Below are 24,560 nucleotides of genomic sequence, written 5' to 3' on the forward strand. Positions count from 1 at the left end.
GAAGGGCCCCGCTGGATGCGGGGCCTTTTTAGTGTTTGGCGACGAGATCGTTGGCCGATCGCAGCACGGTGCCGATGGTAATGTCTTGTACGACGATCGCCTTTGTCGTCTTGATCTCGAAGACATGGCTATCTCCCGGCAACAGCGTCACCAGCATTGAATCGACGACGGCATCCGGGTCGAGTCGATCCGCCATCAGGCAAAGCTCCTTGAGGAAATTCTGGGCCGTCACCTCGACCGCATACCCGCCATCGATCTCCGTGACATCGATCATCAGCCGCGGCGCCGGCAGATTGAGTTCGATATCCTCGACGAAATAATGGAAGGCGCGCCTGTCCAGCATCTGGACGACGATCACCTCATCCCTTGGTAAGTCAGGGTTTACGATATCCTCGGGCAGCGGAAATTCCTTTGCCTCGAAACGGTCGCAGAGCAGTCTCCAGAATTCGAACTCCGCAAGCATGGTGCCATCAAGCTTCATGCGCCTGCCGCTGATCTTCGCCCGCCAGAACAGCGTCCTCTCGTTGACCGCCACCGCCGCAAGCCCGCCGTTGCGCGGCTGGATCGTCAGCAGGCGCGGATCATAGGCTGCCTTCAGCGCATACCAGAGCGGCTTGCGGCGCCCGGCCGAATCGAGGGCGGCCCATGAGGTCACCGGCCAGCAATCGTTGAACTGCCAGACCACCGCCCCTTTGCAGATATCCCGATGCGAGCGCATGTGCTCGACGCCGAAGCGGATGGCGCGGGCCTGATTGAGCTGGGTGGCGAAGTGCCAGTCGTCCATCGTTTGCGGCTCCGGCAGATGCCCGGACAGGCCGCGGATCAGCTTGTCATTGCCCTGCGTTGCCTTCTGATGGTGGAAGACGCCGTTCGATTGCGGCGTCAGCGGCGCATCATGCACGCTTTCAGTGATCGTCGCCCAGGCGGCCGGCGCCTGCCAGCCGAATTCGGAGCAGAAGCGTGGAATATAATTGCGGTAGACTTCGTAGCCGACATCGTTCCACACGTCCCAGATATGTTTGCAGCCATGCGCGTCGGCATTCGGTTCGATCTCCATCGAGCCGGAATAGGGACTGCCGGGATAATAGGGCCGGTCGGGGTCGAGCTCAGCGCAGAGCTGGGGCAGCAGGTCGAGATAGTAGCCGAGCCCCCAGCTTTCGCCCGCCTTGATGATCGGCCGCCAACCCCATTCGTCGAAGCCCCAGATGTTTTCGTTGTTGCCGTTCCAGAGGACCAGCGAGGCGTGCGGCATCAGCCGCACGACATTGTCGCGCACTTCCGCCTCGACCTCGCTTCTGAGCGGCTCCTCCTCTGGGTAGGCGGCGCAGGCAAAGAGGAAATCCTGCCAGACCAGCATGCCGGCCCGGTCGCAGGCCTCGTAGAATTCGTCGCGCTCGAAGATACCGCCGCCCCAGACGCGCAGCATGTGGATATTGGCGTTCTTCGCCTCCTCGATCCGCGCGGCATAGCGCTCGGCCGTCACGCGCGAGGGGAAGCAATCGTCGGGGATCCAGTTCGCTCCGCAGATGAAGAGCGGCACGTCGTTGATGATGAAGGTGAAGGCGGAGCCATGCGCGTCGGGCGAGGTATCGAGCCGCAACGAGCGGAAACCGAGTTCGCGCTTGAAGCTGTCGAGCAGATCTCCGCTGGCCTCGTCGATCAGCCTCAGCGTCATCGGATAGAGCGGCTGTGCACCGAGATGGTGCGGCCACCAGAGCTGCGGCGAGGGGAGGGCAAGCTCGAAGGCGACCTCGTCCTCGTCACCGCCAATCGCCACCGTCGTCGTCACGCCGCCGATCTCGGCGACCAGCCGGCACGGCGTCCTGTCGCCATGCCGCGCCAACCGGGCATGCACCGTCACCAACCCGTCGCCGCCGGCAAGCGTTGCCGATACCCGTGTTTCCGCAAGCCGCGCCCGATCCCAGCTTTCCAGCCGCACGGGCTTCCAGAGGCCTGCCGTCACCAGCGTCGGGCCCCAGTCCCAGCCGAAATTGCAGGCCATCTTGCGCATCAGATTGCCTGGTCCCGGATAGTTGTTGGGACGGTAGCCGTAATATTTCTCCATCTCGGCGCCATAGGCGTAGGCCGAGTGGAAGATCACCGCGAGTTCGTTTGCCCCGGCCCTCAGCAGTCCCGACACGTCGAAGCGGTAGGTGCGATGCATGTTGAAGGTGCGGCCGATCTCTTCGCCGTTGAGGGTAATGATCGCGATCGTATCGAGCCCGTCGAAGACGAATTCCTGCACCCTGCCATCGTCAGGCACCGCCTCGAAGCTGCAGCGATAGGTCCAGTCCGTCCTGCCGATCCAGTCATTGGTGATCTCGTTAACGTCGATGTAGGGATCGGGGATCTGCCGGTTGGCGAGAAGGTCGAGATGCACGCAACCTGGCACCGTCGCGGGAATGGCGGAGGGCAGGCTGGGCCTTGCTGTATCGTTGCAGGAAAGCATCCAGCCGGAATTGAGCGCGGTCTTCTCGATCATGCCGGGTGCCTCAGAGAAACCGGCCGTGGCGCTGCAGCACCTCGATCTTGTACCCGTCGGGATCGCTGACGAAGAAGAACAGGCCGAAGAGCTTGCCGTCTCGGTTGAGTTCGACCAGCTCGCCCGGCTTGAGCCCAAGTTTCGACAGCCGCTCGCGTTCGACCGCCACCTCTTCGACGGAGAGCGCGAGATGGCCATAGGCATTGCCGAGGCCATAAGGCTCGGTCCGGCCCTTGTTGACGGTCAGTTCCAGCTCAAAGCCAGTCTCGGCATTGCTCAAATAGATCAGCGTAAAGGTATCGAAATCGACGCGGTCGGCGACCGAAAGGCCGAATGCCTTGCTGTAGAATTCGACGGAACGCGCCTCGTCGAGAACGCGGATCATGGAGTGGATCATCTTCGCCAAGGCGGCCTCCCATTGCATCGATCACCGCAATCTTGGTAGCGGTCCTCTTACGCAGTGCGCAAGCCGATTCTTCGCGTGATCGCTCCTTCGATGAGGCCCATGGCGTCATAGATCAGCACCGCCATCAGGCCGACGATCAGCCCTCCCTGCAGGATGAAGGCGGTGTTGTCGGAAATCAGCCCGGCGATGATCACCTCGCCAAGGCCCTTTGCCGCAACCGTCGAGCCGATCGTCGCCGTGCCGATATTGATGACGGTCGCGACCTTCAATCCTTCGAGGATCAGCGGCAGGGCAAGTGGCAACTCGACGCGAAACAGCCGCTGCGTGCCGTTCATGCCCATGCCATCGGCGGCGTCGAGCACCTGCGGCGAAACCTGCTTCAATCCAGCGACGGTGTTTTCGAAGATCGGCAACAGGCCGTAGAGAAAGAGCGCAATCAGCGTCGGCATGGCGCCGAACCCGGTGGCGGGAACGGCGAGCGCCAGCACTGCGACCGGCGGAAAGGTCTGCCCCGCATTGGCGATCGCGCGCGATAGCGGCAGGAAGTCAGCCCCGCTCTCCCGCGTCACGAAGATGCCGCCGAGAACGGCAAGCACGGCGCTGCAGACGATCGATCCCACAACCAGCTGCAGATGCCCGGCGGCAAGGGAGGCAAGGCTGTTCTGGGTGTAGACCGCAGGCGCATTGTTGTTCGTCAGCGGCACCAGCATGAAGGACAGCCACTCCGTCCTGAACAGCAGGATCAGCAGCAGGGCGAGCGCCGCCATACGGAAGAGATTGGCGACGAGGAGTTTCATGCCTTGCGGCCCAGCTCGAGAAGCCGGCTCATCGAGATCGATCCCACGGGCGCCTTCTCTCCGTCCTGCACCGCCGCCTCGTCGACCCCCTGCCAGATCATTTCGGCGAGTGCATCGCGCAGGCTGAGGGACTGCGGCAGGGCATAGGCGAGGCCGCTCTTTGCAGGCTCCATGCTTTCCTTCAGCGGCAGCAGCGACATCAGCTTCAGCGCCCGGTCGGAGGTGCCGGTCAATTGCTGCACGAAGGGATCAGCTGGCTCGGTCAGGATCTTCTCCGGCGTCGAGCATTGCAACAATTTGCCCTGGCTCATCACGGCAATGTGGTTGCCGAGATGGAAAGCCTCGTCCATGTCGTGGGTGACGAGAATGACAGTCGTGCCGAACTGTTTCTGGATCGCCAGAAGGTCGTCGTGCGCCTTGCCGCGGATGACCGGATCGAGTGCGCCGAACGGCTCGTCCATCAAAAGCAGTTCCGGTTCGGCCGCAAGCGCCCGGGCCACGCCGACACGCTGCTGTTGGCCGCCGGAGAGCTGATGCGGATATTTGTCGGCGAAGGTCGCCGGGTCGAGATTGAAGAGCCCGAGCAGTTCCTCGACCCGTTTGGCGATGCGCACGGAATCCCAGTCGAGAAGCTGGGGAACGGTCGCGATATTCTGCGCCACCGTCCGGTGTGGAAAGAGACCGTGGCCCTGGATCGCATAGCCGATCTTGCGGCGAAGCTCGGTCACCGGGACATCGATCACATTCTGGCCGCCGACGAAGATCTCGCCTTCGGTGATCGGCACCAACCGATTGATCATCCGCATCAGCGTCGACTTGCCAGAGCCCGACGTGCCGACGATGACGGTGATCGAACCCTTCTCGACACACATCGAGACTTTGTCGACGACGGTGGCCGCGCCATAGCGCTTGGTGACGTTCCTGATCTCGATCATGGTCATGCAGCGGATCCCCGAATGCTGTCGATGACCGCATCGAGGATGACGGCCGATGAGAAGGCGAAGAAGACGGTCGGCACGGCGCCGAGCAGGACGAGGTCCATGGCTGTCTGGCCGAGCCCCTGGAAGATGAAGATGCCAAAGCCGCCGCCGCCGATGAGCGCCGCGATCGTCACCATGCCGATCGCCTGCACCAGCACGATACGAATGCCGGTGAGGATGACGGGAAAGGCAAGCGGCATGTCGATGCCGGTCAGGATCTGCCGGCGCGTCAGCCCCATGCCGGCGGCGGCATCACGCACCGAGGGATCGACGCCCTGAAGGCCGACGACGGTGTTGGCGACGATCGGCAGCAGCGAATAGAGCACGAGCGCGATCAGCGAAGGTGCCGTGCCGATACCGCGGACGCCGATATCGGCCGCCAGCGGCACATGGGTGGCGAGATAGCCGAGCGGCAGCATCAATAGGCCGAAGAGGGCGAGGCTCGGGATCGTCTGGATGAGGCTCAAGCCCTGCAGCACGACGGCGCGCAGCTTTGGCACCCAGAAGCAGAGGATGCCGAGTGGCAGGCCGAGAACGATGGCGATGGCAAGGGAGCCGAGCGCCAGCAGCAGATGCGAGATTGCCTCCGTCCGGAACTGTGGCGCCCGCGTGGAAAATTCCTTCATGATCGAGAGGCTGTCGAGCAGGCCTGACGAGAGCGAAAGGAAGAGCAGCGCCGTATAGGCCGCAAGGACTGCAACCCGCATCCAGGGCGCCAGCCTGATTTTGACGAGTGCATCGGATATGATGAGACCGATCACGGCGAACAGGACCCAGAAGCCGCCGCCGGGCGTCATGCGCGCCACCGTGCTGCCCGGCGGCGTCGCCGCCGTCGAAACGAGGCCGATCGCAGCAATCAGAGCCGCAAGGCAGAGTGTGGCGATCGCAAGCCGGGCCAGCGCATTGCGGAGAAACAGCGTGGCGAAGGCGGTGTGAAGCAGAAGGGCGGTCAGGATGATGACGGAGGGCTGGGGAAAGAGCTGCGTGAGCAGCATCGGCTTGCCGGCGGCGATGCGGTTCGCCTTCACATAGATGAAGGGCATCAATGCCGTGGCCGCAATGCCGCCGGCCACCAGAACCACTCCGAGCCGGTCCAGCCTGCGGACCGCTGAGGTTTCTTCCATCAATTCAATCCCGTCTGGCCCTGTCAGCAAAGGGAGGCTCCGCCCGCAGCCGGGCGGAGCAGGGGGCGACTACTTCAGAAAGCCTTTTTCCTTGAGATAGGCCTCGGCGACGGATTTCGCCGGCTCGCCATCGACCTGGATCTTGGCGTTGAGCTTGCGCAGTTCGTCGGCGGTCAGGCCCTTGAAGATCGGCGAGAGAACTTCCTCGATCTTCGGGTTGGCCTTCAGCACCTCTTCGCGGATGATCGGCGTCGGCGCATAGACCTGCTGCACGCCCTTGTCGTCTTCGAGAACGGTAAGTTCGGCCGCCTCGATCGCGCCGTCCGTGCCGTAGACCATGGCGGTGTTGACGCCGTTCGTCTGGTCGGCGGCCGCCTTGATTGTCGCCGCCGTGTCGCCGCCGGAGAGAACGACCATCTGGTCGGGCTTCAGCTGGAAGCCGTAGGTCGTCTGGAAGGCAGGAAGCGCGCCGGCCGAATTGACGAATTCGGCCGAAGCCGCAAGCTTGGCGGCACCGCCGCCGGCAACCCATTTGCCGAAGTCCGTAAGGCTCTTCAGCTTGTTCGGGCCGGCGACGTCGTTGCGCACGGCGAGCGCCCAGGTGTTGTTCGCCGGCGAGGGCGTCAGCCAGACGATCTTGTTGGCGTCGTAGTCGAGCTTCTTCGCCAGTTCATAGCCCTGGTCGATATTCTTCCAGGCAGCATCGTCGGCCTTGTTGAAGAAGAAGCCGGCATTGCCGGTATATTCCGGATAGATGTCGATTTCGCCTGCGGTGATCGCCTTGCGCACGACAGGCGTGGCGCCGAGCGCGATGCGGTCCTGCGTCTTGATGCCGTTCGCTTCGAGAGCGAGCGCGATGACGTTGCCGAGCAACGTGCCTTCGGTGTCGATCTTCGACGACACGACGACGTCGGCGGCCTGGGCCGCACCCACCGCAAAGGCGGAGAGCGAAACGGCAAGTGCGAGTTTCTTCAGCATGGAATATCCCCTTGTTTAAACACCGTTGACCCTGCAGCGGCGCACGTCTTTCAGACGTGCAAAGGACGCTGCAGCACTTTGAATAGCCGCATAATTTATCCTGAAGTCGGCTCCGATTTCAGGAATCATGCAGTGCCCAAGCCCTTGGTAGGACTTGCGCTCAGGAAATCCGCCGGCGAGGGCGACGAGGCCGCCATCATGCCGGAATTGCGTGCGTCATGGAAATAGCGTGCATGCCCGAAAAATCGATGCAAGCCCCTCCAGTATTTGCGGTCGCGCCGAGATTATGGCGGGGAATGCGCCTCCGCGCGCGGAAACACATTCCCATTTCCAGGGCCGGCGTGATTTGTTTTTGTCCCCTTGCGTGTTTCCACGGTGTTCCGGTGCTCTCTCGTGGGTTTCCACCGCCCGGATTTTTATGCAGCAAACGATAGACTGCCGATCCCGAGGCAGGGATATCTTTTTTCATGAACACATCATATCGTCCGGTTTTTCCAGCGCTTTCCGGAGGTAGCCGTTTGCATCTCGGTGCCCTGTTCATTGCAAGCCATGTCCTGACAACAGGGTCCGTCCGCGAGACAGCGCGGCGCTTCCAGCTGTCGCCTTCCACCGTCTCGACCGCAATCCATAATCTCGAGATCGAACTGGCGATCAAGCTGACGGAACGCACCTCCGGCGAGCTGGTGATGCTGCTCGCAAGCGGCCGGGTGCTGGAAGGCCTGGAGCCGATCACGGCCGCGATCGGTGAGGTCGGCCAAGTGAGCGGTCACGACAGCGTGGCCGCCGCAGAGGTCTACGAGGCCTGGGCATCCCGCATTCCCATCAAGATCGTTACGATGGAGCGCTTTCTCGAAGTCGCCGACCAAGGCAGCATCAACCGCGCCGCCCGCCGCCTTCGACTCGGTCAGCCGCAGCTTTCGCTTCAGCTTGCCAATCTCGAGAAATTTTTCGGCCACCGCCTATTCGAGCGGCAGGCGCAGGGGTCGGTGCTGACGGAGGAGGGCAGGCGCGCCTACCAGATCTTCATGGGGATCAGCCAGGCGTGGAACGATCTGAAATCTTCGGCTGACGAGCGCTATCGGCGCACCGCCCGTTCGCTGCGCATCGGCTCGATCATTCCGACTGGATCGGAAAGCTGGGTGGCGCGCTGCCTGGGTGTGCTGGTTTCGGAATGGAATGCGCGCCGCAACAACAATGCGATCTCGCTGGTCTCGATGACCGCCGACGATCTGCGCGAGGCGCTGAAGAACGGCCGTATCGATGTCGCCATCCTGGATTCGGTCTTCGGCCTCGAAAACTTCCGGCATCGTGAACTGCTGCAGACCGATATGGTGGTGATCGCGCCGCCGAATAGCATCGAAACCAGCGTCGCCGATCTCGTCGCCGGCCATGCGATCTGCATGCCGAGCCCGCGAACGGGCCTCGGCCACGCGGCTATGGCCTTCAGCGATGCGCGCACGCCCAACCGGCGTTTGCGCAGTCAGGACATCACCGCGGCGGATTCGCTCCCCGTGATTGTCGACCTCGTCGCCAATCACGGCTACGTCTCTTTCCTCGGCCGCGTCAGTGCCATGCCGATTGCCAACAAGGTGCGCATCGTCGATCTCGACGTGCGTGTGCCGATGTCCTATCACGTCGCCTTCAACCATCGTAAAGCAGCCGCCGATGCCTGCGCTGTCATCATCGACGCGGCGGCGAGGATTACATCGCAACCCGTCGCCTAATCAGGCGCCCTGGTTTAAGGAATGCACAGGCGGAACGAGGGAGATTGCACGTGACCATTCTGCTGGAAGTATGCGTGGACAGCGCCGAAGGCCTTGCCGCCGCGATCGAGGGCGGCGCCGGCCGCATTGAGCTCTGCTCAGCCCTCGAGCTCGGCGGCCTGACACCGCTGCCGAGCCTGATGAGGATCGCCGCCAGGGCGCCCATCCCGGTCTACGCAATGATCCGCCCCCATGCCGGTCCCTTCATCTTCGACGGGACGGACGAGGAAGCGATGATGATCGATATCGATGCCGTGCGCACAGAAGGCCTTGCCGGCGTCGTCATCGGCGCCAACCGGCGGGATGGTACGCTCGACATGCCGCTGATCCACCGCTTGAAGGCGCATGCGGCCGGCCTCGGCTCGACGCTGCATCGCGCTTTCGATCTGGTGCCGGATGCCGATCAGGCGCTGGAGCAGGCGGTCGAACTCGGCTGCGAACGCATTCTCACCTCCGGCTGCGCGTTAAAGGCGGCCGATGGTCTGGAAACGCTGAAGCGCATGTCTGCAAAGGCCGCCGGCCGCATCGCGATCATGCCGGGCAGCGGCATTCGCCCGGCAAATGTCGGCGAAATATTGCGGGCGACCGGCGCCCGCGAGGTCCACGGCTCCTGCAGTTCGCCTGTCGAAAGTGCAGACCCGCGAGCGGTCGCGTTTGGCTTCGAGGCGAAAAGCACAAATAAGACGGATGTCACGGTGGTCAGGGAGATGCGCCGCGCGATCGCGGCGACCCTTTAGGTAACACTAATCACCGCCTTGATCAGTCCATTCTTCTCATGCGCCCAGCGCGCGAGATCGCGCGGCGCGTCGGCAAGCGTTGTGCGGTGGGTAATGAGCTTCTCCACCGGCACCAGGCCTTTGGCGATCGAATCTGCGACATGTTCGAAATCGGCTCGGGTAGCGTTTCGGCTGCCGATCAGCATCATTTCGCGCTTGTGGAATTCGGGATCGGAGAAGCGGATATCGTCCTTGACGACGCTGACCAGCACCAGCGCGCCGCCATGGGCAACGAAGGAGAAGGCCTTCTCCATCGACGGGCCGTAACCCGTCGCGTCGAAGACCACGTCGAAACCGTCGCCATTGGTCTTTTCCCGCACGGCATCAGCCGTTTGTTCGTTGGCAACGATGCCGGAGGTGAAGCCGAAACGCTCCGATGCCATCTGCAATCGTTCGGCGCTGGTATCGAGCAGCGTCACCTCATGACCTGCGATGCGCGAGAAGAGCGCTGCCCCAAGCCCAATCGGTCCGGCTCCGATGACAAGCGCCCGTGCGCCAGCAGCCGCCATCGATCGGCGCACCGCATGAGCGCCAATCGCCAGGAACTCGACGGTTGCCGCGGCCTCGAGGCTTAAGCCCTTGGCGGGATAGAGGTTCTCGGCCGGAACCGAGATTTCCTCGCAGAAAGCGCCGTCCGTATGGACGCCGAGCACCTTGATGTTTGTGCAGCAGTTCGGCTTGCCCTGACGGCAGGCGACGCATTGCCCGCAAGAGAGATAGGGGTTGACGATGACCGGCGTGCCGACCGCGAGGGCCACACCGTCGCCCGCTTCCAGCACCGTCGCCGAGACCTCATGGCCCATCACCCGGGGATATTCGAGGAAGGGATGTTTGCCCTCGAAAATATGATAGTCCGTGCCGCAAATGCCGACATGGCTGACGGCAAGGCGCACCCAGCCCGCTGCCGGTTCCGCAGGCGAAGGACGCTCGACGATATCGAGCACGCCGGGCTCCCGGCAAAGAACTGCTTTCATGACGGGTCTCGCATTGCTGGAATTGAGGATGCCGGCCTGACAGGCAGGCCGGCTGTCCCTTTGTCGCTCAATTGCTCCGGCGGCGGCGCAGCTGATCGAAGAACACGATCACGATGATCAGCAGACCGGTGATGATGCGCTGCCAGAAGGAGTTGACGTTCAGAAGGTTCGCGCCGTTGTTGATGGTGGCGAGAATGAAGGCGCCAATCAGCGGTCCATGCACGGAACCCACCGCGCCGAACAGGCTGGTGCCGCCGATGACGGAGGAGGCGATCGCCTGCAGTTCCCAGCCGTCGGCCTGTGTCGCGTTACCGATTGCGATACGCGAGGCGAGCAGCACGCCGACAAAAGCCGCGAACGATGCCGAAAGAATATAGGCGAGGTAGATCATCCACTTGACGTTGACGCCGGAAAGGCGCGCTGCCTCGGCATTCGAACCGACGGCGAAGAGATAGCGGCCCCAACGGCTCAGATGCAGGAAGACGAAGGAGGGGATCGCCACCAGGATGACCATCCAGAACAGGCTTGGAACGCCAAGGAAATCGGCGCGGGCGAAGTTGCTGAAGCTCTCGTCGGTGATGCTGATCGTCGAACCGTTGGTGATCAAGAGGCCAATGCCGCGCAGCGATGTCAGCGTCGCCAGCGTGATGATGAATGGCGGCAGGCCCATATGCACGATGCCGAAGCCATGGAAGGCGCCGATCGCAACACCGATTGCCAGCGTCAGTATGATCGCCGCCCAGAGCGGGATGCCCGCCTGTAGCAGCCAGGCGATGATGACGGTGCAGAAGCCGACGATGGCGCCGACGGAAAGGTCGATACCAGCCGTGATGATGACGAAGGTCTGGCCGAGCGCCAGGATCGCCGTCATCGCGCCTTGGCGCAGCAGGTTGGAGATGTTGAGCGGCGTCCAAAAGCTGTCTGTCGAGAAGCCGAGCACGACCCAGAGGAAGATCAGCAACCCGATCAGGGTCAGGCCGAACAGGATGTTCATCTTCCGGCGCGGCGGCGGCGCGACGATTTCGGTGGGGGTGGCAGTCATAGGTTTTCTCCCTCTTATTCTTCTAGCTCAGACGCCGATCGCTTCGCTGAGCACTTCTTCATGCGTCGCCGTATGGAAATCATGGCTCGCGACGAGCTTGCCGCTGCGGAAGACATGCAGCCGGTCGGCCAGTTCGTAGACCTCAGGCAGGTACGAGGAGATCAGGATAATGCCTGCCCCCTCCTTCAGAAGCTTGGCGAAGAGCCGGTAGATTTCTGCCTTGGTGCCGACGTCGACGCCAACGGTCGGCTCGTCGAAAATGAAAAGCCGAGCGCCGTGGCTCAGCCACTTGCCGATGACGATCTTCTGCTGGTTGCCGCCCGACATGCTGGAGGCCGGAACGCGCCGGCTCGGCGTCTTGATGCTGAGATCGCGGATCTGCTTGTCGGCATTCGCCGATTCGCGCGCGTGATTGATGACCGCGCCGTGGCTGAGGCGTCCGAACACCGGCAGGTTGATGTTGAGACCGATCGGCAGGTTGAGGCAGAGCCCCTGGTCGCGCCGGCTTTCGGGCGCGAGCGCAATGCCGAGCTCCATCGCGGTGCGTTCGTTCTTGATGTCGACGCGCTTGCCCATCCAGTGGATTTCGCCCGCAGTTGTCGGCTGGCGCCCGTAGAGCCCGAGAGCAAATTCGCTGCGCCCGGCGCCGATCAGGCCATAGAGCCCGACGATCTGTCCTGCCTTGACGCTCAGCGACACATCTTCGAAGCCCGGACCGGTAAGCCCCCTGACGTCGAGGATCGTCTCGCCGATCGGAATGTCTTCCTTGTGGTAGATCTGCTCGATCGAGCGATTGATCATCAGCGCGATCAGTTCGGCGTCATTGGTTTCGCCGATGAGGCGCGTGCCGACATGCGTGCCGTCGCGCAGCACCGAGACACGGTCGGCAAGCTCGAAAACTTCCTCCATGCGGTGGCTGATATAGACGATGGTGACGCCTTCGCCCTGCAGACGGCGGATCAGCTTGAAGAGCTGCGCGGACTCCTGGCGGGTGAGATAGGCCGTGGGTTCGTCGAAGATCAGGAACTGCGTGCCGCGCATGGCTGCGCGCGCGGTGGCGACGAGCTGCTGCTGACCGATCGTCAGCGAGCTCAGAAGCGCACCGGCCGGCAGGCCGAAGCCAAGATCGTCGAGAACGGCCTGCGCCATCTTCTCCATCTGCTTCTTGCGCATCAGCCCGAAACGGTTGACCTCGTCGCCGAGGAAGAGATTGGCGGCAACAGTCAGATGCCGGCAGAGCACGACCTCCTGGTGGACGGCGTTGATGCCGCGGGCGATTGCCTCGTTCGGCGTCGACAGCCCCACCGGATGGCCGCACCACAGGACCTCACCGGCCGTGCGGGGGATGACGCCGGTGAGCAATTTGATGAGGGTGGATTTGCCGGCGCCGTTTTCGCCGACGATGGCGTGGATTTCGCCGGCAAGGAAGGTCAGCGTCGCAGGCTTCAGCGCCTGTACGTGACCGTAATTCTTCTGCAGGCCTTTCAGTTCGAGGATGGGCGATCCGGCGGCAATTCGATTGGCTTCTTTCAGCGTCGCGCTGTCATCGTGGCGATGACTGATCTCTTCGAGTCCGATCATGGACCTCTCCTCCTCTTCTCACGTCTGCTCCATCCCTGGTGAACCATACCATGGATGAGAAAGGCCGCGCCGGTTTTTGAAACCGGCGCGGCCTGCCTGCCGTTTTACTTGATCTTCGGGTTCAGCAGAGCGTCGATCTTCGGCTCGGCCATGTTCGCCTTGGTGACGAGGTTTGCGCCGGTGTCGACGTTCTTCTCGACCTTTTCGCCCTTGGAGACGGCAAGAGCGGTCTTGATGCCGTCATAGCCCATGCGATAGGGGTCCTGAACGACGAGGCCGGCGATCGCACCATCCTTGAGGAAGCCGACCGTTTTGTCGTCGCTGTCGAAGCCGATGACCTTGATCTTGTCGCCGAGCTTGTTTTCGGCGATCGCCTGGCCGACGCCCTGCGCCATGATGAGGTTCGAGGCGAAGACGCCGACGAGCTTCGGGTTTGCCGTGATCAGGTCGGTCATCATGTTGAGGCCGGTCGTTGCCTGACCATCGCCGTACTTGTCGGCAATCACCTTCAGGCCGGGATGCTTGGTCTTCACCTGATCCAGGAAGCCTTCGCGGCGCTGTTCCAGCGAGCCGACGCCGGGAAGGTTGGTCAGGATGACGACTTCGCCCTCTTCCTTGCCAGTGGCGCCCTTGATGGCGGCGGCAAGACCGTCAGCAGCGATACGGCCGCCCTGGACGTTGTCGGTCGTCAGGAACGACTTGAACGCCTTGGAGTCGGCGCCGGAGTCGATGCCGATGATCGGAACCGACTTGGCGGCTTCATCGATCGGCTTGCCGAGCGCCTTGAACTCGGTCGGCGAGATGACGACGGCGGCCGGCTTGCCGGCAACGGCGTTCTCAAGAATGCTGATCTGACCGTTGATGTCGGATTCGGCCTGAGCGCCGAGTTCCGGCACCTTGACGCCGAGATCCTTGCCGGCCTTGCGCGCGCCGGCCAGAACGATCTGCCAGTAGAAGGACGTCGTGTCCTTGACGATGATCGGGATCGTCACCTCGGCAGCAAAGGACGTTGCCGGCACTGCCGTGGCGATGACGGCAACGCCTGCAAGCGCTGCAAAGGCGCGGCGCGACAGAAGGGATTTTACGATGTTCATAAGGGTTCTCCTCTCAAAATGCGTTCTCCTCCAATTAAACCGGACCGCTGAACGCTGGCGGAGGGTTTTTATCGATAAAAAACATTTGCCGGGAGAAGCTAGCCGAGGCGCATTCAAATTGCAAGTACGCCAATCTCGCTTTTTTTCTCTGGAAAAATTCCCCCAAGCAACTGATTTTATTTCAATACCACGATAGCCTAAAATACGGTGTCAAGCCATGTCGACTTCGTGTGGATGCACCACACCCTTTTTTAGAATCAGGTTGCCGTACAGCCGGAATTCGGTCGTCGCGACGATATAGGCAGCCTTGCGGGCCATCGCATAGAAGGCGAAGCGCTCCACCGGCACGATACGGAAATCGCCGGCGCGGCTGGTGACGATCTCCTGGAACTCGGCGCAGACTTCCGGCACCGCGTGGGGATCGCCGACCACCTCCATCCGCCATGCCGTTTCCGGCACGAAGGTGTCGAGCGGCATATGGGTCAGGATCGCTTCGGCCATATCAGTGGCGCTGACGCCATCGGCACGAATGACAGGCGGGCCCATCGAGCCCGAGGGAAAGTTGGCGTCCGCGATGACGATGTCGTCGCCGTGTCCCATGGTCTTCAGAGCATGGAGCAGGTCGGGGCCGAGCAACGGATGGATACCCTTGAGCATGTTGTCTCCTTAGACTCGGACTGCTTCGGCGCCGAGCGGCGGCGCGACCAGCGTATAGGGTTCGAATTCGGCATAGATGCCGTCGTCAAGCTGCGGCTCGACGATCTCCATATTGCGCGTCAGGCTTGAAGGCTTCGCCGTGCCGATCAGCACGGATGCGACGATCGCCTCCCGCAACGGAAACTGCATGGCGGCAGCCGCGAGCGGCACCCCGTGCCGTTTGGCGATCGCCTCCATCGCACCGACCTTGGCGAGCACGTCGTCATCTGCCGGAAGATAGTCGAAATGGGAACCCGGCACAGGGCCGGTGGCGAGTATGCCGGAGTTGAAGACACCACCGACGACGAGTGACGTGCCCTTCTGCCGGCAGAGCGGCAGGAGTTCGTCGACGGCCGAACGGTCGAGCAGCGTATAGCGGCCGGCGAGCAGGATGCAGTCGAGATCGGTATGGCGCATGACATCGAGGCAGACCGGCACTTCGTTGACGCCGAGACCGAAAGCGGAGATTGCTCCCGAGGAGCGCAGCTCTTCCAATGCCTTTACGCCGGAATCGAGGAACTGTTTCAGGTGGACCGCGTTTTTCGCCGCGCCATGCGTATAACCGCCGATATCGTGCACGTAGAGAATGTCGATGCTGTTGAGGCCGAGGCGGGCATAGCTGAACTCGACCGAGCGCATGATGCCGTCATAAGAATAGTCGTAATCGGCATCGAAGGAGAGCGGATTGACATAGCCGTAATTGGGCACGGTTCCGGTCGGCACCGGCCGCATCAGCCGGCCCACCTTGGTCGACAGCACGTAATCGCCTTCGGGCTTGTCGCGCAGGAAGTCGCCGACGCGCCGTTCTGCAAGGCCGAGCCCGTACCAGGGCGCGACGTCGAAATAGCGGATGCCGCTATCCCAAGCCGCCTGCAGCGTGTCCATCGCCTGCTCGCGCGGGCATTCCCGGTAGAGGCCGCCAAGAGCCGCCGCGCCGAAACTGATTTCGGTCACCTCAAGCTTGGTCTTGCCGATCCGTCTCGTCTTCATCATTCCTCCTCGCGAAGAAGCTGAAACTGTTTATTTGGAGCAATCCCGGGAAAAGTGCGAAGCGGGTTTCCCGGGAATTGCATAAAACAAAGATTAGAGCGTTGCGCCCAGATGCCAGGGCACGAATTCGTTATCGCCATAGCCGAAGATCTCGCTCTTCGTCTTCTTGCCAGACGCGGTATCGACGATGAGATCGAAGATCTCGCGGCCCTTGCCGCTGATCGTCGCATCGCCGGTGGCAATCGTGCCGCAATCGATGTCCATGTCTTCCTCCATCGAGGCATAGAGTGCCGAATTGCTGGAAAGCTTCAGCGACGGCGCCGGCCGGCAGCCGAAGCAGCTGCCGCGGCCTGTGGTGAACGCGATCATGTTCGCCCCGCCGGCCACCTGGCCGGTCGCCGAGACCGGATCGTAGCCGGGCGTGTCCATGAAGACGAGGCCGGGCGCCGTAACCCGCTCGGCATAACCATAGACCGCCGTCAGCGGTGAGCGGCCGCCCTTGGCGACTGCGCCGAGCGACTTTTCCAGAATGGTGGTGAGCCCGCCGCGCTTGTTGCCGGGCGAGGGGTTGTTGTCGAGCGAAGCGCCGTGAAGGGCGACGTATTGCTCCCACCAGGCGATCTTCTCGTCGAGTTTCTTTGCCACCTCGTCGCTGACGGCGCGGCTGCGCAGCAGGTGTTCGGCACCGTAGATTTCCGAGGTTTCCGAAAGGATCGCCGTGCCGCCGGCTGAAGCCAGCAGATCGGCCGCCACCCCGAGCGCCGGATTGGCGGTGATGCCGGAAAAGCCGTCCGAGCCGCCGCATTGCAGGCCGATGATGATCTCGCCGATCGAGATCGGCACGCGCCGCTCCTTGCCGACATCGGCGGCGATTTCGCGCAGCACGCCCATGGCGCGCTCGACCGCGCGGCGTGAACCGCCTGCGTCCTGGATGTTGAAGTGCCGCTTGGAGGCGCCCGCACCGCTCTGGCCGTACAGCGTCAGCTGGTTGACCTCGCAGCCGAGGCCGATCATCAGCACGCCGCCGAAATTCACATGCCGGGTGTAACCGGCAAGCGTCCGGTGCAGCACGTTCATGCCGTCGCCGGTCGAGCTCATGCCGCAGCCCTGGTCGTGCACGATCGGCACGAAGCCATCGATGCCTTCGTAATGCGGCAGGATCGTCCGGTTCGCCTCGTCGGCGATGGCCCGGCAGACCGTGGTGGAACAGTTCACGCTGGCGATGATGCCGATATAATTGCGTGTCGCCGCCCGCCCGTCGGCGCGGCGATATCCCATGAAGGTCCGCGCCTTATCGTCCGCCATCGCCGTTTCCGGCGCCGAATTGGCGGTCGCGGCGAGCCGGTCGTTTTCGAAATGCAGGTTATGGCTGTGCACATGGTCGCCGGCCTTGACCTCTTCAGTGGTGCGGCCGATTGCCTGTCCGTATTTCACCACCGCCGCGCCGAGCGGAATATCCGCGATCGCGACCTTATGGCCGGGGTCGATCTTCTGGCGAGCCTGAATGCCGGCAACCGTCGAACCCGGCGCGATAACCGCCGTTGCGACCGCGACATTGTCTCCGGCCGAGAGGATGATCCAAGGCTGTTTGTCCAATCTTTTCTCCCTGAGGAAACGCCCGCTGCATCGGCGAATGCGCATTGATTTTGTTTTTTATCTACAATAAACATTTTCAAGTCAACGGGAATATTGATCCTGTGGACGAGGGAGGCAATGAGCCGCAGGCGGCCAGAAATGAGCTAAGGGTCATTTGGACAGGCCCTTGGTCCGGCGCCTTCCTGCTTTTGAGCGGGAACGGCGGTCGCGGCACGCGGGCGGAAAAGCGGGGGTCTGATGGCAAGGCAGAACACGGTCTTCAAGGAGGCATATAATCGCTATGCCGTCGCGCTGCGCACCGATACGGCGCTGCCCTCGGAGCCGGAGATCGCCGCCCAGCTCGGCGTTAGCCGCAGCACGGCGCGCGCCATCCTCACCAGGCTGAGCGAAGAAGGCATCATCCGCTGGAACAAGCGCCAGAAGATCGTGCTGCGCCAGCCGACGGACCGCGACCTCTTCCCTTCCGAAGAGACGGATTCGCTGCATGACATCATCGAGCGCAGCTTCATGCAGCGCATCCTTGCCGATGATGCAGCGCCCGGCATGCAGATCAACGAACTGGAGCTTGCCCGCGAAATCGGCACCGGCACGACGAGCGTACGCGAATTCCTGATCCGCTTCTCCCGCTTCGGCCTTATCGAAAAACGTCCGAACAGCCACTGGACGCTGAAGGGCTTCACGCGCGAATTCGCCCTTGAGCTTGCCGATGTGCGCGAGATGTTCGAGCTGCATTCCGCCGCCGAATTCGGCCGGCTTCCCCGCGACAACCAGGCCTGGATCGATCTTGCCGCCATGCGCGAGGAACATCTCGCCATGCTTGCCGACATCAACCAGCGTTTCAAGGATTTCTCCGTCCTCGACGAGCGCTTCCACCTGTTGATCCACCGCGCCTCGAAGAACCGCTTCATCGCCGATTTCTACGATGCGATCGCCATCATCTTCCACTATCACTACCAGTGGAACAAGACCGCCGCGCGCGAGCGCAACGAGCGAGCGATCTACGAACATCTGGATTATATCGCAGCACTCGATTCCGGCGACCAGGCGGCAATCGAAAAGGCCTGCCGTGCACATCTGCGCTCCGCGCGCCAGACCCTGCTGCAGTCTCTGCCGCCGACCGCCGAGAGCGCTTGAGCCTTCAGGTCAATCCGCTTTCGGCTGGCCGGGACGCTGTCTGTAAGCAGTCAGAATGGCCTCGATCAGGCCCGGGAAGCGCTCATCCAGCTCTGCGCAGCGGCTCTGGTTGCGCATCTCCACACCCTGGCGCTCGCTCCGGATCAGCCCGGATTCGCGCAACACCTTGAAATGGTTCGATAGCGAGGACTTCGGAATGGTGCGCTCACCCAGATCGGCAAGCGCAGAACACGTCACTCCACAGCCGGCGGCAAGCTGCGTAAATATGGCCACGCGTTCCGGGTCGGAGAGCGCGTACAGGATCGCCTCAGGCCGGATGTCCTCTATTGCTGGGTGAAAGAGCGGTCTCATGAATTTCATATAGCGCCCCTTGACATCAGGATCAATAGTTCCGAATTTCCGAACTAAGGAACAAAGCCGCCAATCTCGACGGCAGTCCGGATCAGAAGGAATGGAAGATGGCTAAGCTGACAGGAAAGGTCGCAATCGTAACGGGGGCCTCCAAAGGGATCGGTGCTGCGATTGCCAAGGCACTTGCGGCGGAGGGCGCGAAGGTGGTGGTGAATTACGCGTCGAGCAAGGCGGGAGCGGATGCCGTGGTTGAGGCGATCAGCGCGGCCGGCGGCAAAGCCATTGCGGTCCAGGGCGATGTTTCCAAGGCGGCACAGGCACAGGGCTTGGTTGATGCCGCGGTCAAGGAGTTCGGCAAGCTCGACGTGCTGGTCAACAACTCAGGCGTCTATGAATTCGCGCCGATCGAGCAGGTGACCGAGGAACAGTATCGTCGCATCTTCGACGTGAATGTTCTGGGCGTTCTGCTGACCACCCAGGCAGCGGTCAAGCATCTTGGCGAGGGCAGCAGCGTCATCAACATTTCGTCTGTTGTCACCAGCCTGGCTCCGCCTGACTCTTCCGTCTATACGGGCACGAAGGGTGCTGTGGAGGGCATCAACAGCGTACTTGCCAAGGAGCTGGGGCCGCGCAAGATCCGGGTCAACGCCATTCTCCCGGGTATCGTCGAGACCGAAGGCACGCACACCGCCGGCGTCATCGGCTCGGATTTCGAGCAGGTTTTGGTGGCCCAGACGCCGCTCGGCCGCACCGGCCAGCCGGACGATATCGCCGGTGTCGCGGTCTTCCTCGCTTCCGACGATGCCCGCTGGCTGACCGGCGAGCGCTTGGCCGCCAGCGGCGGTTTCCGCTGACAGTTGTGGTGGCGTATGTGCCCCTTGACGGGAGACGTACGCCACCGCAGTCCGGAGATGCCCGAAGCTGTTCCGCTAGAGCAATTCCAGCAAAAGTGCGTAGCGGTTTTGCGTCCGGAATTGCGTGAGAACAAAGAGATAGAGAATTTCCGTGATTCGGAGAAAAACGGAAATTCTCTAGGGATCGCTATTGCGAGGCCGCCTCGCTTGCCGTTCCTGCGGCCGGCTCTTCACGCCTGTTATGGCCGACCGGGATCAGCCAGGTGGTGAAGAAGGTCAGCACCGCAACGACGACCACGCCCCAGAAGCTCCAGTGCAGCGCCGCATTGAAGACCGAGCGGATCGCCGGATCGGCGGCGAGCGCCGAAAGCCCGGTCGGCTGGTTCAGCGCCTCGTGCAGGCCGGCCGCCGCCTCGCCGCTCGCATAGTGGTTGATGCCGGCATTGAGGATCGCGCCGAGCACGGTGGCGCCGAGCGTGTTGCCGAGGCTGCGGGCAAAAATGATCGAGGCTGTGGCGCTGCCACGCATCGACCATTCGACGCTGTCCTGCACCAGCACGATGCTGGTGAGGCTGATGAGACCCATGCCGAAGCCCATGAAAAAGGAGCCGGCGCCGGCAAGCGCCGGCGAGCTTTCTGGGGTGAGGAACAAAAGGAAACAGGCGCCGAACGGAAACAGCAGACTGCCGACGCGCAAGGTCCGACGGATGCCGAAGGCCTTGTAGAAGCGGCTGGAGAGCATCACCGCCATCGGCCAGCCGACGACAAGCATGGTGAGCGTGAATCCGGCAACGATCGGCGAACGGCCGAGCACGCCCTGCACATAGATCGGCAGGATTGTCGAAAGCCCGATCAGCGCCATGCCGGCAAGCAGCGTCGCCGCATTGCTGGTTGCGATCAGCCTGCGGCTCCAGAGCGCGATCGAGATGATCGGCTCCGGCGCCCGCTTCTCCTGTGCGAGGAAGAGTAGGCCCGCGACCACGAAGACGGCGAAGAGCGACAGCAGAATCCAGACGCTCGCGTCCGTTTCCGTCAGCATGATCAGCAGTGCGACAATCGAGATCGAAAACAGCACCGCGCCGAGATAATCGATCTTTGCCTGCTTATGCGCCACATCCTCCTTCAGGAAGGCCATGAAGGCGACGATCGAGACGATGCCGATCGGCAGGTTGATCCAGAAGATCCAGGCCCAGGAGATGTTATCGACGATGATGCCGCCGGCCAGCGGCCCGACGACGGCCGATGTCGCCCAGACGGTTGCCATGAAGCCCTGCACGCGGCCGCGCTCTTCGAGCGTGAAGAGATCGCCGATAATGGTCATCGTCACCGGCTGGATCGCGCCGGCGCCAAGCCCCTGCAGCAGCCGGAAGAGCACCAGCGACATCATCGACCACGCGAATCCGCAGAGCAACGAGCCGGCGAGGAAGATGACGATGCCACCGATCAGCACCGGCTTGCGCCCGAAGATGTCGGAAAGCTTGCCGTAGATGACAGTCGTCGTCGACTGCGCCAGCAGGAAAGCCGAAAACACCCAGCTATAATAGGAAAAGCCGCCGAGCTGCCCGACGATGCGCGGCATCGCAGTCGCCACGATCGTCGCCTCGATCGCCACCATGAAGGTTGCGAGCATGATGGTGGCGACGACAAGCACGCGGTTTGAGCGATGCGCTGCATTCGACATGACGATCCTCTTCGGGAGCTCCGCATGGCCGGGAATGTCGGCAGACTGGCTGGAAGGGCGATGATGCGCCGCTTGCGGAGGAATGCTGTTCTTTTACGACCTAGACGACGGCCGGTAAAGCAATTCTGACGGCAGCCATCGTTTTTGGGCCGGTTCAGGATAGTGACAGCCGAAATGAAGGCGCAGCGCCGTTCCCCCCGGGCCTTCATATGGTCGGAAGGGAAGGGCGCCACCCTATTGCGGGCATGCCTCGCCAAGCGAGCCGGTATCCGCGCTTGCCCCGGTGCAACCGGGCGTCGGCTGTAGGTTCGGATTGACCCCACCGGGATTGATCGTGCTGCGTCCGCTATTGAGATCGACCCCGTCATTGCCGGTGGTGCTGCCTGTGGTCCCGGGATCAGTGCCGACAGAACCCGTGCCCGCCGACCCTGTGCCGGCAGAGCCTGTTCCAGCCGAACCTGCGCCCGAACTGCCCGACCCGCCGATAACAGGCGCCACCGAAAGCCGCCCGCTGGAATTCGCTCCACCCGCCGTTTGCGCCACGGCCGAGCCGGCAAGGCCGATCAAAAGAGGCGATATCGCGATGAATTTGCAGGACATGATTTTCTCCATGTTGTTGGTTCGAGGAGGAAAACCTGCCCGACCGGGGCATTGTTCCTGCCGTGGTTGCGATCTCACAGCCGGGGCCCGCCGTCGTTGGGCGTCGATGATGAAGATTTCATGCTGCCGGTGACGATTGCACCTGACCGCCTCTGAAAGCAAAGCGAGAAAAATTCCATCACCTGATGATAATGATGGGTGGTAGGGATCACCGATCCGATCTAAAGACCCGATTATCACTCGTGTATTTTCTAAGTGTTATGGAGCAACAGCTGTGACCCCCGAAGAGAAAAGGATCTTAGGAGCCCTTGCGTGCATGTGTGAAGAATACCTGAGCCGAGGTAATGGATGGCTGGATCACAAGGCTATATATGCCGGGGAAATCGCGGTCGAGGTCCTCGCCTCATACGGTCTGGTTAAGCCGGAATTCAAGGTGGCTCCTGGACTGCGGAGGGGTTGCTTCTTCTAGATGAAGCGTAACGCAGTATCGAGCGCCGGGTAGGTTTCAGATTGTTGAGATTGCTTCTTCTACGATGGGAGTTCCCATTGTTTCCAGCGCTCTTCGCGCTGGCGTGCCATTTCGTCGTTGTTTTCCAAGAGTTCTATAAACCTGGCCCAAAAAGCTGGGAGACTTCACTGCTTTGCGTCCCTATTTTTGCTTATATTTGGGCGAACATCTTCTCGGTCCTGGTAGATCAGACGCCCGTTTCGATGCTGTCGGCCTCACTGGCGACGGCTCTTCCGTGCGCCTGTTTAGCAATCTATTTCTTTTACTCACGCCAGATTAAACGCAAACCTGACCCGCAGATTTCAACCGCCAAGGCGTTAGGCGTTGCCCTTTCAGGGCTAGCTCTAGTTGCGCTAGCTGCCTATGGCATGGCCCAAATCACCGCATGCACCAACGCGAAGTGCCGAGGCGGGACCGAGCTATTTGGTCATTTCCGGTTTGCCGCGTTTTATCTAATCAGCCTTTGGGGTGGGTGGATCATCATGTGCTCCATCCCGACTCTCCATGAAGTTTTGAGGCGGTTTTTCAAGCGAGTTATCAAATGATGACGGGGTTATGCCTGCGCCGCCGGACGGGCCATACCCTCCTCGGTCATTTGCACTTGCGCAAGAGCTTTACCGGAAGTCTTGCTGAAGTTTTTCGCGGAAACGACAGACGACTGGATATGAGAAAAAGGCCGGCAAGCCGATGCCGTCGAAACCGCGGGCGCCAGGGAAAAAGATGACGGACGAGGAGTTCAGCAGTCGATCGCCAGCGCAATCGCGGATGGGCTCGATATTCGGCCAAGCAACGACCAGTTATGGGGCATCTGGTCGCGATCTATTGTGAAAATTGGGCGGGTACCTTTCGCTCGCTCATCTTACGCTCGGCATCCCGGACAAGCTCCAAAATCCCCGCCGCAATGGTGACCTGAGCCTCGTCATCGCCTCTACCCTCGATGTTACGCTGAAGCTCCGCCAACAGCCGCTTCTCAAGCTCGTCCAGAACCTGAGCGAAACCAAAAGCGCCCACTTTGTTGATTCCGACCAGTCAGGCAAAGCTGCCGAAAGAACCTTGTAAACCGCATCAGGTGACGAAAGGGCATTCTTTCCGAGACCGGTTTGCAGAACTACTAGCTGAGCCTGGGTGAAAGTGATCACCGTAGCATATGCGCTGAACAGCGCTGCAGCTATTGGCGAAACGTACGGCATTGCGGCATGAGCATTGTGATTGAAAAGCTCAGTTATTTTGGCGCTGTCCAGCATAGTCTTGAACATCTCTCGGGCGTTGCCGTCTTTTTCGGTCAAGTCGGCAACCGCATCCCACTTGATGACTGCGAGAAGGGCGGTTGTGGACTTGCCCTGCCGCATGACCTTTAATGCCGCCCAAATCTGGTCAATCGCCTCAAGCTTTCGCTTATCGACTAATGCTTGCCGCGCTGATCGTGCAGAAAACGGCACTGTCCTGAGCGTATCGATCTCTCTTGCCTTGACCGCGAGATCGGCCTTCAACTCCTCTTAACTTCGCGTCGAAGGAATGCTTCGTTCGCGCATTGACCCAGGAAGCTAGAGCGTCCTTGAAGAAGTAGGCGACCGCAAGGACCGCAGCCAAAGGGATTTGCGCGACAAGCCATATAGCCCAATCATACATTCCGAACCTGCCTTTCCGGTGACCGCGACAGGAGACAACAGAATTTGAGACGAATTCAATGCCGGCGCACGCCTCTCGCTTATTGATCCACCCCTTGACCACAGGTTTCAACGCGGGACGAACCGCAACCGATCGATCAAGAACGGAAGAGAAATAGTGTCCTGCAATCTCGTCGGCCTGTGAGGATAATGTTCCTGCATTGCGCTATAACGGGTCTTCCTTTCAACAGAGGGAAGACGCCGTGATCCATCAGCGTGAGCCGGGTGTTTGGACGCCTCAAATCGTTGCCCATCGAGCTTGTCGCCGCAATCAAGTGGGCCAACTGGGTAACGGCGCGGATCAGCCCTGCCGGCTTCCGGTCGCCGTTTGCTTCGATAGTCTTGGCCGGCGACGAGTGGCAAGACTGGCCACCCCGGACGACCGATGACGCGCCGGTCAATCGCATCCGGAACATACCCGCGCAACGCCTCGCTTCGGCTTCGATCAGGCATGCAAGACGCGCGGGTGGTCCGGGGGCAACCGCG

Annotated in this window: 23 protein-coding genes; 5 read left to right on the forward strand and 18 right to left on the reverse strand. The window is 61.6% G+C overall.

What is annotated here, in order from left to right:
- Positions 1-28: 28 nt before the first annotated feature.
- From EFD55_RS01130 to EFD55_RS01160, 7 genes are all read right to left on the reverse strand, one after another.
- The gene (locus EFD55_RS01130) at positions 29-2,482 is read right to left on the reverse strand and encodes a glycoside hydrolase family 2 protein (RefSeq protein WP_125842168.1); all 2,454 of its coding nucleotides are present in this window, start codon (positions 2,480-2,482) and stop codon (positions 29-31) included.
- 10 nt (positions 2,483-2,492) lie between these two features.
- Entirely contained in the window at positions 2,493-2,888 is a 396-nt protein-coding gene (locus EFD55_RS01135) for a VOC family protein (protein ID WP_125842170.1), read from the reverse strand.
- Between the two features lie 47 nt (positions 2,889-2,935).
- Positions 2,936-3,685, reverse strand: a complete 750-nt coding sequence (locus tag EFD55_RS01140; RefSeq protein ID WP_125842172.1) for an ABC transporter permease — start codon at positions 3,683-3,685, stop codon at positions 2,936-2,938.
- Complete coding sequence (locus EFD55_RS01145; RefSeq protein ID WP_125842174.1) at positions 3,682-4,626, reverse strand: ABC transporter ATP-binding protein; 945 nt, start codon at positions 4,624-4,626, stop codon at positions 3,682-3,684. Before EFD55_RS01145 ends, EFD55_RS01140 begins: the two co-directional genes overlap by 4 nt.
- Positions 4,623-5,789, reverse strand: a complete 1,167-nt coding sequence (locus EFD55_RS01150) for an ABC transporter permease (RefSeq protein ID WP_125842176.1) — start codon at positions 5,787-5,789, stop codon at positions 4,623-4,625. Before EFD55_RS01150 ends, EFD55_RS01145 begins: the two co-directional genes overlap by 4 nt.
- 69 nt (positions 5,790-5,858) lie before the next feature.
- Positions 5,859-6,767 (reverse strand): glycine betaine ABC transporter substrate-binding protein OsmF, encoded by a 909-nt coding sequence (gene osmF / locus EFD55_RS01155; RefSeq protein ID WP_125842178.1) that lies wholly within the window; start codon positions 6,765-6,767, stop codon positions 5,859-5,861.
- Between the two features lie 196 nt (positions 6,768-6,963).
- The gene (locus tag EFD55_RS01160; RefSeq protein ID WP_125842180.1) at positions 6,964-7,236 is read right to left on the reverse strand and encodes a hypothetical protein; all 273 of its coding nucleotides are present in this window, start codon (positions 7,234-7,236) and stop codon (positions 6,964-6,966) included.
- Positions 7,237-7,285: 49 nt separating this feature from the next.
- Between EFD55_RS01160 and EFD55_RS01165 the strand changes: the two genes are divergently transcribed.
- The gene (locus tag EFD55_RS01165; RefSeq protein WP_125842682.1) at positions 7,286-8,491 is read left to right on the forward strand and encodes a LysR family transcriptional regulator; all 1,206 of its coding nucleotides are present in this window, start codon (positions 7,286-7,288) and stop codon (positions 8,489-8,491) included.
- Positions 8,492-8,541: 50 nt separating this feature from the next.
- Positions 8,542-9,267: a copper homeostasis protein CutC gene (locus EFD55_RS01170; protein ID WP_125842182.1), complete on the forward strand. Its 726-nt coding sequence runs from the start codon at positions 8,542-8,544 to the stop codon at positions 9,265-9,267.
- On the opposite strand, the gene EFD55_RS01175 is transcribed toward EFD55_RS01170, so the two are convergent.
- The 7 genes from EFD55_RS01175 to EFD55_RS01205 form a co-directional block, all read right to left on the reverse strand.
- A complete protein-coding gene (locus EFD55_RS01175; RefSeq protein ID WP_125842184.1) occupies positions 9,264-10,280 on the reverse strand; it encodes a zinc-binding alcohol dehydrogenase family protein in 1,017 nt (338 codons plus the stop codon). The genes EFD55_RS01170 and EFD55_RS01175 overlap by 4 nt on opposite strands.
- A gap of 67 nt (positions 10,281-10,347) precedes the next feature.
- Entirely contained in the window at positions 10,348-11,322 is a 975-nt protein-coding gene (locus EFD55_RS01180) for an ABC transporter permease (RefSeq protein WP_125842186.1), read from the reverse strand.
- Positions 11,323-11,349: 27 nt separating this feature from the next.
- The gene (locus EFD55_RS01185) at positions 11,350-12,903 is read right to left on the reverse strand and encodes a sugar ABC transporter ATP-binding protein (RefSeq protein WP_125842188.1); all 1,554 of its coding nucleotides are present in this window, start codon (positions 12,901-12,903) and stop codon (positions 11,350-11,352) included.
- A 104-nt stretch (positions 12,904-13,007) separates the two neighbouring features.
- Positions 13,008-13,997 (reverse strand): ABC transporter substrate-binding protein, encoded by a 990-nt coding sequence (locus tag EFD55_RS01190; RefSeq protein WP_125842190.1) that lies wholly within the window; start codon positions 13,995-13,997, stop codon positions 13,008-13,010.
- Between the two features lie 210 nt (positions 13,998-14,207).
- A complete protein-coding gene (locus tag EFD55_RS01195) occupies positions 14,208-14,654 on the reverse strand; it encodes an RbsD/FucU family protein (protein ID WP_125842192.1) in 447 nt (148 codons plus the stop codon).
- A 9-nt stretch (positions 14,655-14,663) separates the two neighbouring features.
- Positions 14,664-15,683: an aldo/keto reductase gene (locus tag EFD55_RS01200; RefSeq protein ID WP_125842194.1), complete on the reverse strand. Its 1,020-nt coding sequence runs from the start codon at positions 15,681-15,683 to the stop codon at positions 14,664-14,666.
- A 93-nt stretch (positions 15,684-15,776) separates the two neighbouring features.
- Positions 15,777-17,279 carry a UxaA family hydrolase gene (locus tag EFD55_RS01205; RefSeq protein WP_125842196.1) on the reverse strand — a complete coding sequence of 501 codons (1,503 nt, stop codon included), beginning with the start codon at positions 17,277-17,279 and terminating at the stop codon, positions 15,777-15,779.
- A 237-nt stretch (positions 17,280-17,516) separates the two neighbouring features.
- On the opposite strand from EFD55_RS01205, the gene EFD55_RS01210 reads away from it, so the two are divergent.
- On the forward strand, positions 17,517-18,413 hold the full coding sequence (locus EFD55_RS01210; protein WP_125842198.1) for a GntR family transcriptional regulator: 897 nt from the start codon (positions 17,517-17,519) through the stop codon (positions 18,411-18,413).
- A 9-nt stretch (positions 18,414-18,422) separates the two neighbouring features.
- On the opposite strand, the gene EFD55_RS01215 is transcribed toward EFD55_RS01210, so the two are convergent.
- Positions 18,423-18,764 (reverse strand): ArsR/SmtB family transcription factor, encoded by a 342-nt coding sequence (locus tag EFD55_RS01215; RefSeq protein WP_125842684.1) that lies wholly within the window; start codon positions 18,762-18,764, stop codon positions 18,423-18,425.
- Between the two features lie 107 nt (positions 18,765-18,871).
- Between EFD55_RS01215 and EFD55_RS01220 the strand changes: the two genes are divergently transcribed.
- Entirely contained in the window at positions 18,872-19,618 is a 747-nt protein-coding gene (locus EFD55_RS01220) for a glucose 1-dehydrogenase (RefSeq protein ID WP_125842200.1), read from the forward strand.
- Between the two features lie 187 nt (positions 19,619-19,805).
- Here the strand turns inward: EFD55_RS01220 and EFD55_RS01225 are convergent, their stop codons facing one another.
- Positions 19,806-21,299: an MDR family MFS transporter gene (locus EFD55_RS01225; RefSeq protein ID WP_125842203.1), complete on the reverse strand. Its 1,494-nt coding sequence runs from the start codon at positions 21,297-21,299 to the stop codon at positions 19,806-19,808.
- Between the two features lie 234 nt (positions 21,300-21,533).
- The gene (locus EFD55_RS01230) at positions 21,534-21,899 is read right to left on the reverse strand and encodes a hypothetical protein (RefSeq protein WP_125842205.1); all 366 of its coding nucleotides are present in this window, start codon (positions 21,897-21,899) and stop codon (positions 21,534-21,536) included.
- Between the two features lie 546 nt (positions 21,900-22,445).
- Between EFD55_RS01230 and EFD55_RS01240 the strand changes: the two genes are divergently transcribed.
- On the forward strand, positions 22,446-22,952 hold the full coding sequence (locus EFD55_RS01240) for a hypothetical protein (RefSeq protein ID WP_125842207.1): 507 nt from the start codon (positions 22,446-22,448) through the stop codon (positions 22,950-22,952).
- Between the two features lie 309 nt (positions 22,953-23,261).
- On the opposite strand, the gene EFD55_RS01245 is transcribed toward EFD55_RS01240, so the two are convergent.
- On the reverse strand, positions 23,262-23,897 hold the full coding sequence (locus EFD55_RS01245; RefSeq protein WP_125842209.1) for a hypothetical protein: 636 nt from the start codon (positions 23,895-23,897) through the stop codon (positions 23,262-23,264).
- Between the last annotated feature and the right edge of the window lie 663 nt (positions 23,898-24,560).

This window comes from Rhizobium pisi (genome assembly GCF_003938655.1).
In the GTDB taxonomy this organism is placed as follows: Bacteria; Pseudomonadota; Alphaproteobacteria; order Rhizobiales; family Rhizobiaceae; genus Rhizobium; species Rhizobium pisi.